This window comes from Paenibacillus sp. MMO-177 (genome assembly GCF_037147795.1).
Lineage (GTDB): Bacteria > Bacillota > Bacilli > Paenibacillales > Paenibacillaceae > Pristimantibacillus.
Map to the genome: position 1 here is coordinate 158,446 of NZ_JBBCUR010000002.1, position 17,140 is coordinate 175,585.

Sequence of the window (17,140 nt, forward strand, 5' to 3'; positions counted from 1 at the left end):
CTGCTTTTTTTATTCGATATTCTGCTCTACCGGCAGGATCAGTTCATTCGACGGGTTTTCGCCGCTGCAGGTGCTGTCTTCAAAGTTATAGTAGAAACGGGCGGTATATCTCGTAGCGACCTGGGTGAGAGACTCACTCTCCATTTCCTCCGAGTCGGAAACATAAATCCAATAACTGACCTTAACCGTTTGGCCAGGTGCAAGCAAGCCAAGGTTTACGCCTTCTGAAACCGTAAAGGAAGCAACCCGATTATCGTTAATTTGCGGATCCAGCAGATAGAAGCCATTCGGATAATCTGTCCGGAATAAGGTGACGTCTGCTGCTAGATTCCCCGTATTTTGCACATAGGCGGTAAAGTAGACGGAACGCTCCACCTCGTAATACATCGGCTTGGCATTCGCCTGAACGGAAATGACCGGCGCAAAGATGTCGGTAACAATAGGGTTTGATGCCGCGTTTTGCTTGACAAGCCGGCCGTCGGACAGCCTGAACGTATAAATCGCTTCTACTTGATTCGGAATTCGGGGATATGTCGTCCGAATCATGACTTGATAAGTAATTACGGCGGTCGATCCGGCTAACATGGTGCCTAACGCAAGACCCGAAGCGAGGCTGATTCCTTTGCGGGGAACACCGTCGATGATTACGCTATCAGGCAGAATCACCGTTCCTTGCGGGATAAGTCGGATTAAATAGGCATCTACCGCAAAAACGTTCTCGTTATTGACAATAATCGTATACGTCAGGCTGGAGCATGCCGAAGCCCGGGCATGATCTACGGTTAAGCTGACGGAAAAGGAAGGGTCGGTAATATTCAGAATAAGCAGGTTCGCGAGCGCGCGGTACACCGTTCCGTTAACGGTGTACTCGATAATCGCCTGGAACGGAACCTGCGCCTTGGCGGGCATCGCGGCAAGCCGGATTGCGACGCGGATGGACACCACCGCGCCAGGCGCCAGGAATCCGATATAAATGCCGGACGCGGGATCAATCCAAGGTACTAGCACGCCGTCGATAACAACGCTGCCCGGTACGAATTCAAAGCCTTCGGGAAGCGGCAAGTATGCAATTACATTTTCCATTGGCAGCAGGCCGTCGTTTCGAACGATCAAATCATAGAAGACGATATCTCCGAGAAAGGTAACGGGCGTACTCAAGCTGGCATGCGCATCCAGTTGAAACGGCACGACTTCGAGCGTGATTTTATTGGATAGTACGGAATCCGAAACGACTCTGCCATCCGGGGTAGAGAACGTGTAGAGCAGCGTTGCCTCATTCTCGAATAGATGCGTGTCGGGAATGAAAATCACGATAGCTTGAAAATGGACTTGAACCGTGCTGCCCGTTTGAATCGTCCCTAGCGGAATCCCTGTCTGCGGCGAGGCTCCCGGCAGAGGGGAGCCGTCCAGCAGAACGCTATTCGGAATAAAAGACAAACCGGCCGGAAGCAAGTCCTGCAGCTGCGTGGACGCAGGACGGTTACCGGAATTGGAAATAAGAATGGTAAAAGTGACAGTTTGATCCCGGTTTAATTTCTGCGGGAAAGCGGACTTATTCGCCGTAATAATGGGACCGACAAGCGGCGTCTGGACCGTATTGGAATAGGCGACTCCATCATAAATGCCGCTGCTGAACCGGACATGAGTCTGGTTCAGCAGCTTGAAGTCATTGGGCGGGGTCATATCGCGACCACCTGTACGTTAAAGGTTACGGTTGCCGTAGCGCCGTTTGCAATCGTTCCGATGGAGATGCCGGTATTCGGATTACCCGCAGGAAGAGGATTACCATTCAACGTTACGCTGCCAGGCACAAACACGGTGCCTGTTGGAACAGGGTCGACCAGAATAACGCTGTTGACAGGGCTTATGCCAAGGTTAGAAACGAGAATTGTATACGTAATAACGTCGCCAACAACGGCATCGATTGCATTGGTGCTCTTCACAACGGATACATCAGGTGAAGATACCGGAATCGACAGCGTATTTGAATTGACCGATCCGGTGATCGTTCTGCCGTCCGGCGCCGCATACGAAAAGTCGCCGCTAGCGGTATTGACGAGGTGCTGTGAAGGCGGCAGCGTCTGGATAACCACCTCATACGATACGGACACCACAACGGACTGACCCGGGTTAACGGTACCGATGGAGAAGCCGGAAGAAGGATTAGCGCCAGGCTGCGGTACGCCGTTAACAAGCACGCTGTTTGGCACAAAAGCGCCGCCGGTTGGAGAAGGGTCCGTAATCGTAACCTGAGCAGGCAGGTTTCCGGTATTGGTTACGACCAGATTGTAGGTAACGGTATCCCCAACCGTTGCATTGGTCGTATTGGCCGTTTTCTGAATTCCGATAATAGCTTGGTACACCGGAAGGACTACGGTATTGGAGAACGCCGAGCCGGAGAAAGCGCCGGAAGTGAAGGTTGCGCTCGCTTGGTTGCTAAGCTGAGCCGGCGTAGGCAGCGATGTGATCGTGAGATTAAAGGTGACGGTAGACGTTGCGCCCGGAGCAATGGTGTTAAGCGAAATACCTGCGGCCGGCGACGCGCCAGGACGCGGAAGTCCGTCTACGGTTACGCTGTTCGGGACAAATACCGAACCTGCCGGAATAGCGTCAACAACAATCACGTTATTAACATTCTCGATACCGTTATTGGTAACCGCGATCGTGTAAGTGACGGTATCACCTACAACGGCGGTTGTTACCGGAACCGATTTCGCTACGGCAACATTAGGAACAGATACTTGAATGACCAATGTATTCGAAGTTAGGGAGCCGTTTAAAGTACGGCCGTCCGGCAACGTATACGAATAGGTTGCGCTGGCTTGGTTCGTAAGCTTTTGTCCCGGCGGCAGCGACTGGATAATCACGGAGAAGGAGACGGTTGCTGAGGTAGTCACATTGCTGACCGGAATTCCGGTAGACGGATCAACGCCCGGTACCGGCTGATTGTTGACGATTACGCTGTTCGGAACAAAGACGGTGCCCGTCGGGATCGTGTCGGTCAACGTGATGTCTGCGCCATAGTTGCCGGTATTTGATATGGCTATGGTGTAGGTAACCGTGTCGCCAACCGTTGCATTAGTGGTGCTGCCGGTTTTTACTGCGAACAGAATCGGGTCATAGACAGGCGTTGACACAATATTGGAGAACGTAACTCCCGAGAAAGCCCCCGATGTGAAGGTAACGGAAGATTGGTTGTTCAGTACGGCCGGCGAAGGTAATGACGTCACAAGGACATTAAACACAATGGTTGTAGTCGCTCCCGGGCTGATCGCGTCTATAATAACGCCCGTTGCAGGATTAGCCGCCGGTCTCGTCACTCCGTCAACGGTCAGGGAGCTCGGAACAAAGGTGGAGCCGGCAGGGATCGGGTCGGTGAACAAGACGTTCGTAATCGTCGCGATTCCGCTGTTCGTGACGGTAGTCGTATAAGTGACTGTATCGCCGACCGATAAGGCGGTCGAAGGAGTGCTTTTGACAACCGTCGCGTTAGGCGCGGAGACCGGGAACGTTACCGTATTGGAAACGGCCGTCTGATTAAAGACCCTGCCGTCCGGAAGCGTATAGGTAATGCCGGCAGTGCCTGTATTCGACAATTGTTGAGGCGAAGGCAGGGAATTGATAACGACCGAGAACATCACGTTGACCGATGCTCCAGCCGCTACGGATCCAACCGGAATTCCGGTTACCGGGTCGGCACCGGGCACGGGATTGCCTCCCACCAGGGCGCTGTTTGGCACAAAGGAGGTACCGGCGGGAATATTATCGGTTACGGTTACGGTAGCCGGATAATTGCCCGTATTTGTTACACTTAAAGTGTACGTAACCGTTTGGCCAACGGAGGCGTTAGACGAGCTGGCGCTTTTTACGATGGAAATAACGGGCAGATCAACCGGCGTCGATACCGTGTTGGAGAATGCCGTCCCCGTGAATGCGCCGGAAGTAAAGGTAACGGATGCCGTATTGTTAAGGACGGCAGGATTCGGAACGGTATTAACGCTATTGTTAAACGTAATCGTGACTGTACCGCCAGGCGGTATAGAGGCAAGCGGAATACCGCCAATTGGGTTTGCTCCCGGAACTGGCGTGCCATTAATCGTAACCGTACCCGGGATAAAGGAAGTTCCCGCAGGGGCAGGATCGGTAAAATGCACGTTGTTAACCGTTTCAATCCCGTTATTTGTAATGACTGCCGTATACGCGATGGTGTCTCCTACAGTAACAGCGATGTAGTTGGCGCTTAATGCAATCCCCACATTTGGAGCCGACACGGGGAAGGTTACCGTATTGGAATTGACGGAACCGGTTAACGTCCGGCCGTCGGCAGGCGTATACGAGTAGGATGCCGTTCCCGTATTGCTTAACGATTGCGGCGACGGAAGGGAGGTAACCACTACGCCAAAGGTAACCGTAGTGGTTGCGCTTGGAGCCAAGGACCCGATATCGATGCCGGTAACCGGAGAAATGCCCGGCATCGGCAATCCGTTCACGATCACGCTGTTCTCCGTAAAAGTTGTGCCGGCAGGAATGGTATCCGTTACAATCGTTGCCGCTGCCAGGTTTCCCGTATTGGAGACGACCAGCGTATAAATAATGGAATCGCCAAGCGTGGCATTACTGGTGTTTGCGCTTTTGACAATTGCGATTTGAGGTTGTGTGACCGGAGTAACCGTCGTGTTGGATGCGGATGTTGCCGAGAAGGTGCCCGAAGTAAAGCTGGCTGTCGATTGGTTCGTAATCTGTGAAGGGATTGCCATCGTTATCATCACCTCGAATGATACGGTAACCGATGCTCCTGGCGCCAGGCTACCGAGTGATATGCCGGCATCGGGAGAGGCTGCCGGCTGGGAAACATTTTGAACCAATACGCTTCCAGGTACAAAAGCCGCATTTGATTGAAGCGGGTCACGCAGAACAATGTTGTTCACCGCTGCGATGCCGTTATTCGTCAGAACGGACGTGAAGGTCATGGTATCGCCGGATACGAGAACGGAACGGCTGGTGCTTTTCACTAGCGAAACATTCGGCAGCGCAACCTGAACGGTAACCGTATTGGATAAGGCAGAGCGGTCAATGACGCGTCCATTGGCAAGCGTGAACGAATAAGCCGCGCTTGCCTGATTAACCAGCTGCCGGCTGGCCGGATAAGAGACAATGTTCACGACGTAACTTACCGTGGCAGATCCTCCGGCTGGAATAACGCCAACCGGTATCCCGGCTCCAGGACTGACGTTTGGAGTCGGTACTCCGTTAATAAGAACGCTGTTGTTAATAAATACGGCTCCACTCGGAACGGTATCCGTCAATGTAACCTTTGCGGCAGCATTTCCCGTATTGGTTAAGGTGAAGCTGTAAGAGAACGTATCGCCAACGGTTGCATTGGCGGTACTGGCCGATTTGCTTACCGCAACAACGGCTTGCGAGACCGGCGTCGTAACGGTATTCGAAGTTGAGCTGCCGGTAAAGGCGCCGGAAGTAAAAGCGGCGCTTGCCGCATTGCTGAGACTGCCGGATGAAGGAAGCGATGTGAGACGAATCTGAAAAGCCGCCGTAACGGTAGCCCCGGCACTAATTGTGCCCAGCGAAATACCTGCGTTTGGATTAGCGAGAGATGAAGATGTTCCATTGATGGTAACGCTGCCTGAAACAAAGGCTGCTCCTTGCGGAATGGGGTCGGACAATACGACGCTTGTTACCGGTGCAATCCCGTTATTCTTAACAAGTACGGTATAAGCGAGAATATCTTGTACGGCTGCAGCCGTATCGCTGGCCGATTTGGTTACGGTGACATTTGGCGAAGAAACGGTTATGGAAACGGTATTGGAGCTGCTGCTGCCGTTTAAGGTCCTGCCGCTTGGCAAGGTATAGGAGTAGGTGGAGGTTGCCTGGTCATTCAAAACGGACGGTGACGGCAAAGTGTTTAGAAGCGTCTGGAACGTGACGGTTGTCTGGACATTAGGCGCCAGACTGCCAATCGCGATGCCTGTTATCGGCGAAGCTGCGGGGCTGGCCGCGCCGTTAATCGTCACGGAGCCCGGGATAAAGCTTGAACCGGCAGGGATATTGTCAAACAGGGTTACGGTTGCAGCCAGATTTCCGGTATTTCGGGCAAGGATCGTGTACGTAATGGTATCGCCAACCGTAGCAGCCGTGGTACTGGCTGATTTCGTCAGCGGAATAACGGGCTGGTAGACCGGCGTTGTTGTATTGTTGGAAGCTGCTGTACCCGAGAAGGTGCCTACGGTGTAAGAAACGTTAGAACGATTGACCAGCTGCGCGCTTGCCGGCATGGAGCTGACTAATGCCTGCAAGGTAACCGTTACCGAGCTGTTGGCAGCCACGGTTCCGACAGCAATTCCCGTTGCCGGATTCGCCGTTGTATTAGGCGTGCCGCCGATCATTACGCTGCCCGTAACAAAGGTAGCTCCCGCGGGCAGAGCATCCGTTAGCGTTACATTCGTAAAGGCTTCGGATCCGGTATTTGCAATGACCGATGTATAGGTCAATGTCTCGCCTACGGCAACATCCGTTACGTTAACAGACTTGGTGAGGTTTATGCTCGGCAGCGAGACGGGCAAGGTTAGCGTATTGGATGCAGCGGAACCGGATATGGTACGGCCATCCGGCGGCGTAAAGGTATAAGTCGCCGTGCCTTGGTCCACGAATTGCGGCGGAGAAGGCAAGGAGTTTACCTGAACGATAAACGTGACGGTGGACACCGCGCCTGCCGCAACGGAACCGATGGCAACGCCCGCTGCGGGATTGGCGCCGGCAATGACATTGCCATTAACCCGGAACGTTCCGGTTATAAAGGAGCTTCCCGTTGGAATGTTATCTGTCAGCGTAACATTTGCCGCAATATTACCCGTATTTGCGACAAGCAAGGTATAAGTGACCGTGCTGCCTACGGTAGCGGTCGTTCGGTTCGAGCTTTTGGTAATGCCGATAATCGGCGAGTAGACTGGCACGGACACCGTATTGGATGGAATAACGCCGGTAATATTGTCGCCGCCCGCCACCATCTGGAATGTAAAAGCTGCTTTCGCGCTGTTTGGTAACAAGAAAGTGCTAGGCAGCGAGCTGACGACTGCCCGGTAAGTAACAACAACGGAGCCATTGATGTTCAACGCTCCTAGCGGGGCACCTGCAATGATATCGTAAGTAGGACGCGCTACTCCTCCAACCGTTACGCTCCCGGTCACGAGAGTAAGCCCGCTTGGAAGGGCATCGGTTAGAACAACGCTTGCGGCATTGGCGGTACCCGTGTTGCTGATCGTAACCGTATACGTAATGGTATCGCCTACCACTGAGCCGGCGACGCTTGCGCTTTTTGCAACGTTTATGGTTGGCGAGTTGATATTGATCTGAATGGCATTTCCATTAACGACATAGGCATCGCCGGAGGTAGTCAAGGTAAGGACGGCAGAAGACTGGTTATTGACGAGGCGCGAGGATACGTCGACGTTCGTAATATCCCAGCCTTGCCGGCCGCCGATAATATTGGTGCCGGGAGCGCCGTTCGTCTGGTTTCGGCTGCCGAAGGTGCCCGTTGTGTTCAGGTTGCCGGTATCGTTGTTGATCTGCGATGCAAAAAAGTTGTTCGCAAAGTTGTTCGGGCCGGATAAGGCAACGGTTGTTGCTGAGGTTGGACCAAATAAAGCCTGGTCGCCGGTCCTGTTGGCGTCGCCTTCCTGGGCGCTGAATAAAGCTCTTCCGCCCAGCGTACCGGAGATTGGAGTTGCAAATCCGGTCAAGGTGGTGGACACCGGCCCGGAATCGGCCTGCACAAGCACCGCGCCGGCGCGCAGCGACATGTTTCGGAAAGGCAAGGACGGATTCTGATAAATAACGCCTAAAGTCCAGCCGCAATGATTGGCGGTAGAATCACCGGTAATGACAATGGTACCAACAACGTTGCCGGTCGTGTACGTTCCCGCGCCGCCTTGCGCTATAAGCGATGTTACGTTGTTGGATCGCACGTAAGCCGAGGCGCCATTGCCCAGGTTGACCTGATTGCTCGTTGCGGCATCCGGCGAGACCGTAAACGTTCCGGCGGGCGTGGTGAAGGTAACCGGGTTATTAATGAACGCGCTTAGGTCCGTCGTTCCATTAATATAAGAGCCGCCCCAGATCAGCTCGGCGTACAGAATGGTGCTGCCCGTCGGCAGGACGAGAATCGCCGAAGAGCTGTTGCTGGCATAGGCACTTGTCGTGCCGGCAGGATATGTACCAAAAACGGAGGCGGTATTGATCGTCGAAAAAGCTCCTATGCTATCCTGCGTTCCCGGGACGCCGGCGGTATCGGAACGGCTTAAGCCAAGCGTGTTCCCGGTGAAGGTAATTGCTCCGGTAGCGTTAAATGTCGCACGAGTGACAAGAGGAATTGGTATCACCCCCTCGAGATCGCATCATTTTAGTTGAATTGAGGGAAAAATAACGGATTTCATGACTGTACTATTCAAGCATATGAACGTTAAGCTTCGTTAACAACATTTCTCTTTTTAAGATACAATAAAAGGCTTGAACCATTCGGGTTCAAGCCTTTTATCATGTAGCGCTGACGGAGTTCGACCGGGTGGTTCCCGTAGGTTCCGGGCTTTCCTTGTTGACCAAAGAATGAATCAGGAAGGAGCCCACCGATACCGCCGCCGTAATAACCGCAAGCCAAGCGACCGGTGTTAGTCCGCCGCCGTCATAAAGCCCGCCCATCATGTACGGACCGATAACCCGTCCAGCCGAACCGATTCCGCCGGTCAAGCCTAGATAGAATGGAGCGTTTTTGCCGCTGTTCTCGCTTAGGAAGGCAGGTATGGCAGGCGCGATCAGCATCTCGCCTAGCGTAGTCAGGATCATGCCAAGTACCATGCCAGGGAAGCTGTGCATGATCAGAATGACGACATAACCGCTCATATACAGAACGGCGCTTGCCGTCAGTTGGGCTTTAATCGAGTTTGCAGCCAGCCGTTTGATCAGATTGGTCACCGGCTGGGCGACAAAGATGAGAATGCCGTTAAGCGTCCAGAGATAGCCGAACATTTGCTTCGACATCCCGTGCTCGATAATAAAAGGCGAGACGCCGGTATTCCAAATGCTATTGCCGAGATTGATCAGCATGCCTCCCATCGCCATAAACAGATAGAGCCTGACGTCGGTGATCAGCTGCCATAAGCTAGTGCCGGTTGTTGAGCGTTTCTTCCGCATCAGTTCAGCTTTACGATCATCGCTGCCGGTGCCAACCCGCTGCAGATAGAAGAGGAAGAACAAGGCGAATACGCCGGATGTAACGCCGTTTAGCACAAAGCTGAGCGAATAGGAGACATCGGCCAGAAAACCGCTTAGCGCCGTCCCGACCGCCACGCCGATGTTGTTGGCAATATACACGATGTTAAAAAGCTCACCGCGTTGGTCGGCGAATCGGAAACCGATAAAGGCTTGAATAGCCGGCATCGATAAAGCGTTAAACAGCCCTATGAGGCCCATCATGACGATAAATACGGTCCAGGCATGACTTAAAGCCGGCAGAAGCAGCAGTCCCGCGGCATTTAAGGCGAGTGCGCCGATAATCAGCTTTTTTACGCCAACCCGGTGATACAGCGCGCCTCCAAGCAGCTGTCCGGCGATCCCGCCGACAGACTGTACGAGAATGACGAACCCCGCGTCGGACATGGATCGCCCAAGCTGGTCGAAGACGAACATCGTTACAAGCGGCCACATCAGCGCGCTGCCAATGGCATTAATAAGACTGGCGATAAGGAACACTTTAATTTCTTTTGGGTATTGCGATAATGATTTCATCGATGCTATAGACTCCCGGATGTTAGATCGTGATGCAAGGCTTCTATTATACCTTAAGGCAAGCAAAAAAGACGAAGGATATTTTTGCTCCAGGCGAATTATCCCTTCTGCCCGTATTGGTTGCGGTAATCGCGGGGAGAGAGGCGGATATGGGCCTTGAATACGCGTTCGAACTGCGATAGGCTTTCAAATCCGACGTCAGCCGCAATTTCGGTAATTCGTTCATCCGTTTCGCGAAGCTGCTGCTGCGCCTCCTTCACTCTGGTGATGCCGATATATTCCGTCAGCCCAAAACCGGTGTACTTCTTGAACGTGCGGCTCAAATAGCTGGTACTGAGATGGAACTGCCGGCTTAGGCTGTCGAGCGTCAGGGGCTCGCGGAAATGGTCGGCAATATAGCTGGCTATTTCCATCGCTTTGGCTGCCGCAGGGGAAAGAGGGGCAGAACCGTCGGTTGAATCCGGCGTGTTATGGATCGCATGGCGCGCGGCGAACAGCAGGGCTTCGGCAACGGCATGGCGAATCGGCATTTCATGTCCCGGCGGACGCTCCTGCACCTCCTGAAGAAGACCGTACAACAGCTGCTCGAAGCGAAGCCGCTCTTGGTGGGCAAGCCGGAAGACCCTGCGTGAGCCAAGGAAAGGGGAGAGAAGCAGCTCAGCCTCTTCTTTGCCGTATTGCTCGAAATATTTTTCATTGTAATAGAGGACAATTCTCGCATGGTTCGGAACGCCGGTATCCGAGGTTTTGTGCAGCTCATTGGCCGGAATAAGCACCAGATCCCCGGCGGCAATCGGATATTTGCGGTCTTTAATGAAATACTGCCGTTCCCCGCTGAACAAATAATAGAGCTCGTATTGTCCGTGGATATGCTCGACTGACATCGTGAAATGCCCCTTGCGCTTGTTATACTCCAGAAAGAAGAGATCCTCTGAATCTCCATAAAATAGTTCGTTGCTTAAATTTATGATGAACAACCCCCGAATGACAAAATATGCAGTATACAATAAATTCTAGCATATATTGCGGAGATATTGAGCAGATATTGCTGTACATTTTGAATATAAGAAATCCAATACCAGCCAATAAGGAGATGTACAAATGTCTAACAAGAAATCCTATGTGCAGGTCGGAACCGGGGGACGCGCGGAATTTTTCTATGGAGCGATTGCCACAACCTACCGTGAGACGTCGGAGCTGCTTGCCTTTTGCGATATTAACCAGACCCGCATGGACTATGCGAACAAGCTTCTGCGGGACAAGTACGATTACCCGGCCGTGAAGACTTACAAGAGCGATGAATTCGACCGCATGATCGAGGAGATCAAGCCTCAATTTGTTATCGTTACGTCGGTTGACCGGACGCATCATCAGTATATTATCCGTGCGCTCGAGCTTGGCTGCGACGTTATTACGGAGAAGCCGATGACGGTAGATGAAGAGAAATGCCAGGAGATTCTGGACGCGGTCGAGCGGACCGGTCGCCAAGTGCGAGTCACGTTCAACTACCGTTATGCACCGCATCATACCAAAGCCCGTGAGCTTATTGAAAACGGTACCATCGGCGATGTAACCTCCGTACACTTCGAGTGGCTGCTTAATACGCAGCATGGAGCGGACTACTTCCGCAGATGGCACCGCGACAAACGCAACAGCGGCGGCCTCCTTGTCCACAAGTCGACGCATCACTTCGACCTCGTGAACTTCTGGATCGGTTCGGAGCCGGATACGGTATTCGCGATGGGAGACCTGCTGTTCTACGGCCGGGAAAATGCCGAGAAGCGCGGCGTTACCAAGTTCTACGACCGTGCAACCGGCAATCCAAACGCAGAGAATGATCCGTTTGCGCTTCCGCTCGACAATAACGAACATCTGAAAGCGATGTATTACGACGCGGAGAAAGAAGACGGCTACCGCCGCGATCAAAGCGTATTTGGCGACGGCATTTCGATCGAAGACACCATGAGCGTGATGGTCCGCTACAAGAACAAAGCTTTGCTGACGTACTCGCTTAATGCTTATCTGCCTTGGGAAGGCTACCGCATTGCGTTCAACGGTACGAAAGGACGTATCGAAATGACGGTTATCGAACAGTCCTACGTCAACTCCGGCGGCGATAAAGCATTGGAGGGCGCGGTTCAAGGCGTCAACATCATCGTATTTCCGATGTTTGGCGAAGCTTACACGGCCGAGTTCGAAGAAGGCGAAGGCGGACATGGCGGCGGCGATCCGGTTCTGCTGAACGATATTTTTGGCGTGCCGGTGGAAGACCGCTTCAATCGCGCGGCGAACCATATTGACGGCGCGCGTTCGATCCTGACAGGAATCGCAGCCAACAAATCGATTCGTACGGGCCAATCGGTGAAAGTCGATGACCTGGTACGCTTTTACCAATAGGGGGAATTCGGATGAAGGCTTTTATGGATGATCAATTTCTATTGTACAGTGATACCGCTGCCTTGTTATACGAGCAGTTCGCGAAGCCGATGCCGATTATCGACTACCATTGCCATCTCGATCCGAAAGCGATCTACGAGAATAAGCCGTTCCGCAACCTGACCGAGGTATGGCTGTACGGCGATCACTACAAATGGCGGGCGATGCGGGCAAACGGGATTGCGGAGAAGTATGTGACCGGCGGCGAAGGCGTCAGCGATTATGACCGGTTCCTCGCTTATGCGCGTACCGTTCCGATGGCGATCGGCAATCCGCTCTATCACTGGTCCCATCTGGAGCTTAAGCGTTTGTTCGGCATTGACGAAGTTATTAACGAGAAGAATGCACCGGTTATCTGGGAGAAAGCGAATAAAGGTTTTGAAGGCAACGGGATGACGCCGCAGGAGCTGGTGCGGGTATCGAATGTCCGCGTCGTATGCACGACGGATGACCCGGCGGATTCGCTGGAGTATCACGTTAAGCTGATGGAGGAAGAGCGTCACGGCTTTCAGGTCAGGCCTTCGTTCCGTCCGGACAAGGCGCTCGAGATTAACCGCGCGACATTCCTGCCGTGGATCAACCGTCTGGAAGAAGCAAGCGGATATCAAGTCTCCGACTACAGCCTGCTGCTGAAAGCTCTGAAGGAGAGAGTGGAATTCTTTCATCAGACCGGCTGTCTGCTGTCCGACCATGCCATGGATACGGTTCTGTATGCGGATGCGTCGGAAGAGCAGGCAGCGGCGATCTTTGCGAAAGCTCTCCGCGGCGAAACGGTAAGTCTGGAAGAGGAAGCGCAATACAAGACCTTTACGCTGGTCTACCTGTCCCGTCTGTATGCCGAGCATGGCTGGGCGATGCAGCTTCATATTCATGCCCACCGCAACAACAATGCCGCAATGATGGGACGCCTAGGTCCGGATACCGGTTATGACTCCATTAACACGGGTTCGTTGGCAGGACCGCTTGTCCGGCTGCTCGACAGCATGGAAAATAACGGAGGTCTGCCGCGTACGATTCTGTATTCCTTGAATGCTTCGGATAACGATGTGCTTGCTTCCATTATCGGCTGCTTCCAGGACGGCACGATTCCGGGTAAAATCCAGCTTGGCTCGGCATGGTGGTTCAACGATACGATTGACGGCATGCTTGCTCAAATGAAATCTCTTGCGAATATGGGCCTGATCAGCCGGTTTGTCGGCATGCTGACCGATTCGCGGAGCTTCCTGTCTTATCCGCGCCACGAATACTTCCGCCGGATTCTGTGCAATTTGCTTGGCGACTGGGTGGAATCCGGGCAAGTGCCTGCGGATATGGAGCTGCTTGGCTCTATCGTTGAAGGAATCTGCTACCGCAACGCGGAGCAATACTTCCGGTTTGGTTCGGAATCGGCCAGCATTCAGGTTCAGGCGGAGGTTGCCCAATGAGCTCTCTGACGAATAATCAGCCTATATTGAATTATGCCAGCCTTCAGGAAGGAGAAGCTTCATCCTTTAACCGGATGAAGTCTTATCCGGTTAAGGTGCTTCAGATTGGCGAAGGCAATTTCCTCCGCGGCTTTGCGGATTGGATGATTCACCGCTGCAATGAGCAAGGGCTTTTTAACGGCAGCATTGCGGTATCCCAGCCTCGTCCAACGGGCGCAGCGAAGCTGAAGGAGCTCAAGGAACAGGACGGTCTGTATTATCAATGGGTTAGAGGCTTGCATGAAGGGGAGCTTGTTGATCGCCGCGAGCTAATCTCGGTATTTTCAGACTTTATTGATCCGTATCAGGAATGGGACCGTTTCCTTGCGCTTGCGGCTAATCCGGATTTGGAGCTGGTTGTGTCCAATACGACGGAAGCGGGTCTCGTCTACCAGGCATCGGAATGGGCGCCGGATCAACCGATTTTATCGTACCCGGGTAAGCTGACGCTGCTCTTGTACCGCCGGTTTGAGCATTTTGGCGGCGATCCGGGCAAAGGGCTTCTGCTGCTGCCATGCGAGCTTGTTGAGCGTAACGGCGATACGCTTCGCGATATTGTGCTGCGGCATGCATCGGATTGGAAGCTGCCCGAAGCGTTCTCGGAATGGGTCCTGGAGCATAACCGTTTCCTGAATTCGCTGGTAGACCGCATTGTTACGGGCTTCCCAGCCGAAGAAGCGAATGAGCGTTATGCGGAATGGGGCATCAAGGACCGGCTACTAAATACGGCTGAGCCTTATCATATTTGGGCGATTGAAGGGGAAGAGGAGCTTGATGAACGTCTTCCGTTCGTAAAAGCCGGATTAAACGTTGTTTGGACAAACGATCTGCAGTCCTATCAGCTCCGCAAAGTACGTATCTTGAACGGTGCGCATACTTGGATGGCGGCGTACGGTCTGCTGAACGGATTAAATGAAGTACGCGAAGTCGTCGAACATCCTGTTTACGGCGCGCATCTGCGCGAGGTTGTTTTTAAGGAGATTGTGCCATCCGTTCCGCTTCCGGAAGCGGAGATGAAGGTATATGCCGAGCAGGTAATCGAACGGTTCGCCAATCCTTATGTCAGGCATAAGCTGACGGATATTGCGATGAACAGTCTGTCCAAATTCAAGGTGCGCCTGCTGCCTACTTTAACGGCTTATTATGAGCGCACGGGCGATTTTCCGCCGTTTACCGTGAGGGCGTTTGCCTCCTTGCTTAAGCTGTACCGTGTAAGGCCTTCGGAGGGAGGCGGTTATGCCGGCAGCCGTCTGGATGGCAGCCAGCTGCTCATTCGCGACGATGCGGCTATGCTTGCGGAGCTCGCCTCCCTTTGGAGCAAGGCGGATCACGGCGAACTTAGCTTGAAAGAGCTGCTCGAGGAAGTTCTCGGCCGCGACGCATGGTGGGGAACGGACTTAAACGGTTTTACAGGTCTGGCGGACCGGTTAAGGGCCGAATATGCTCAATTGGAGGAACAAGCATGAGGAATGCAACGATCACTAACGCGACGCTGCTTCATCCGCAGGACGATGTAGTTATCGCTTTGAGGGATATCGAACCGGGGGAAATCGTCAGATGGCCTTCGGCCGACGGCAGCGAGCAATCGGCTGCGGTGGACGAGGCGGTGCCGCGCGGGCATAAAATTATGATTAAATCCGTTGAGGCCGGGGATCACGTTCATAAGTTCGGCTACTCGATTGGGATTGCCAAAGAGGATATAACGCCCGGCAGCTGGGTTCATACGCATAATCTCCGTACCGGATTAGGAGAAGTTCTGGAGTATGAATACAAGCCTAAGGCGGATTCGGTTAGGGCAGTGGTCAGTCCGTCTTGGCCTTCGACTTTCAAAGGTTATATTCGGGAAGACGGCGAGATCGGGATCCGGAATGAAATCTGGATTATCAACACGGTAGGCTGCATTAACAAAACCTGTGAGACGCTGGCCAAGCTTGCCGGACGACAGTTCGAAGGGCAAGGAATTGACGGCGTGTACCATTTTCCGCATCCGTACGGCTGCTCCCAGCTTGGCGATGATTTGACGGCGACGCAGAAGCTGCTATCCGCGCTTGTTCGGCACGGAAATGCGGCAGGCGTGCTTGTCATCGGACTCGGCTGCGAGAATAACCAGATTGAAGCCTTTAAGAAGGCGATTGGTGATTATAATCCGAACCGCGTCAAGTTCCTGAAATCCCAAGAGGTGGAGGATGAGCTGGAGGAAGGGCTGAAGCTCATCGAAGAGCTGGTCGAGTATGCTGGCGGATTTAAGCGTCAGGAGCTGCCTCTTGCGAAGCTGCGAATTGGCCTGAAATGCGGCGGTTCGGACGGGTTTTCCGGCATTACCGCGAACCCTCTCGTGGGCCGCATCGCAGATGCGATTACGGCATCGGGCGGTACGGCGCTGCTGACGGAAGTACCGGAGATGTTTGGCGCGGAGACGATTCTGATGGACCGCGCGGCGGATGAGCAGGTTTTCAATGGGATTGTTAACCTGGTTAATGACTTTAAGGGTTATTTTATCCGTCATGGGCAAGAGATCTATGAGAATCCTTCACCTGGCAATAAGGACGGCGGGATTACGACGCTTGAAGAGAAATCGCTTGGGTGCACGCAAAAGGGCGGCCATGCAACGGTAACCGACGTTCTCCCGTACGGGGAACCGTCGAGAAAACCGGGCCTCAACCTTGTTCAGGCGCCGGGCAACGACTTGGTATCGGTTACGGCATTATCCGCTGCAGGCGCTCATATCGTGTTGTTTACTACGGGACGCGGCACTCCTTTCGGCGGACCGGTGCCAACGGTCAAGATTGCGACAAATACCCAGCTCGCGGAACGGAAGAAGAACTGGATCGATTTCAACGCGGGTCAGCTGATTGAAGGCAAGCGGATGGAGGAGCTTCAGGAAGAGCTGCTTCATCAGATTGTCGAGCTAGCTTCTGGGGAGCGGGAGACGAACAACGAGCGTAACGGCTTCCGCGAGATTGCGATTTTCAAAGACGGCGTAATTCTATAGTTATTTCATGAACCGGGCTGCCGCTTAAACGGAGGGCCCGGTTTTCCGTTTTGAAGGCGGGTTGGAAGTCATGTATACTAGTAGGCACTTGCATATGATATTAGGGAGGCCTATTACGATGAGTCAGCGTTACCGCATTACTAGATCTTTGAAGGAAACAGGCAACGTACAAGATATGACGTTAGAGGAATGCAAGCTGTTGTTTGCGTCCAAGCCGGATTTCGAATACACCTCGGTCTTTACCGTAAAAGGCCCGGAGAGCACGATGTCCATTGATGGCGATTTCTTTATGTGGAGCTATGGGGAGCTTAAGATTCCTTTCCGGCTGTACAGCGGCGATCTCTATGTGGCAGTAAGCAATGAGGCGGTAGTTCCGAAAATGATAGAAATTGCAAGCGAGCTTGAAGCGGATATTGTGGAAGGTTAAATGAGCTAACAAAAAACCAACTCCTGT

Annotated in this window: 9 protein-coding genes; 5 read left to right on the forward strand and 4 right to left on the reverse strand. The window is 53.1% G+C overall.

Annotation, left to right across the window (positions count from 1 at the left end):
* Positions 1-9 precede the first annotated feature (9 nt).
* From WFK81_RS06405 to WFK81_RS06420, 4 genes are all read right to left on the reverse strand, one after another.
* Complete coding sequence (locus tag WFK81_RS06405) at positions 10-1,683, reverse strand: DUF11 domain-containing protein (RefSeq protein ID WP_336785626.1); 1,674 nt, start codon at positions 1,681-1,683, stop codon at positions 10-12.
* Positions 1,680-8,393 (reverse strand): DUF7507 domain-containing protein, encoded by a 6,714-nt coding sequence (locus WFK81_RS06410; protein WP_336785627.1) that lies wholly within the window; start codon positions 8,391-8,393, stop codon positions 1,680-1,682. The genes WFK81_RS06405 and WFK81_RS06410 overlap by 4 nt, the downstream gene beginning before the upstream one ends.
* Before the next feature lie 154 nt (positions 8,394-8,547).
* Positions 8,548-9,795 (reverse strand): MFS transporter, encoded by a 1,248-nt coding sequence (locus tag WFK81_RS06415; protein ID WP_336785628.1) that lies wholly within the window; start codon positions 9,793-9,795, stop codon positions 8,548-8,550.
* Positions 9,796-9,893: 98 nt separating this feature from the next.
* Positions 9,894-10,679, reverse strand: a complete 786-nt coding sequence (locus tag WFK81_RS06420; RefSeq protein ID WP_336785629.1) for an AraC family transcriptional regulator — start codon at positions 10,677-10,679, stop codon at positions 9,894-9,896.
* A 217-nt stretch (positions 10,680-10,896) separates the two neighbouring features.
* Here WFK81_RS06420 and WFK81_RS06425 point away from each other — a divergent pair, with 217 nt between their 5' ends.
* The 5 genes from WFK81_RS06425 (at position 10,897) to WFK81_RS06445 (ending at position 17,113) form a co-directional block, all read left to right on the forward strand.
* Complete coding sequence (locus WFK81_RS06425) at positions 10,897-12,192, forward strand: Gfo/Idh/MocA family protein (protein ID WP_336785630.1); 1,296 nt, start codon at positions 10,897-10,899, stop codon at positions 12,190-12,192.
* An 11-nt stretch (positions 12,193-12,203) separates the two neighbouring features.
* On the forward strand, positions 12,204-13,655 hold the full coding sequence (uxaC, locus tag WFK81_RS06430) for a glucuronate isomerase (RefSeq protein ID WP_336785631.1): 1,452 nt from the start codon (positions 12,204-12,206) through the stop codon (positions 13,653-13,655).
* Positions 13,652-15,160, forward strand: a complete 1,509-nt coding sequence (locus tag WFK81_RS06435) for a tagaturonate reductase (RefSeq protein ID WP_336785632.1) — start codon at positions 13,652-13,654, stop codon at positions 15,158-15,160. The genes uxaC and WFK81_RS06435 overlap by 4 nt, the downstream gene beginning before the upstream one ends.
* On the forward strand, positions 15,157-16,686 hold the full coding sequence (locus tag WFK81_RS06440) for a UxaA family hydrolase (protein WP_336785633.1): 1,530 nt from the start codon (positions 15,157-15,159) through the stop codon (positions 16,684-16,686). The genes WFK81_RS06435 and WFK81_RS06440 overlap by 4 nt, the downstream gene beginning before the upstream one ends.
* 118 nt (positions 16,687-16,804) lie before the next feature.
* The gene (locus WFK81_RS06445) at positions 16,805-17,113 is read left to right on the forward strand and encodes a hypothetical protein (RefSeq protein WP_336785634.1); all 309 of its coding nucleotides are present in this window, start codon (positions 16,805-16,807) and stop codon (positions 17,111-17,113) included.
* The last annotated feature ends 27 nt before the right edge of the window (positions 17,114-17,140 follow it).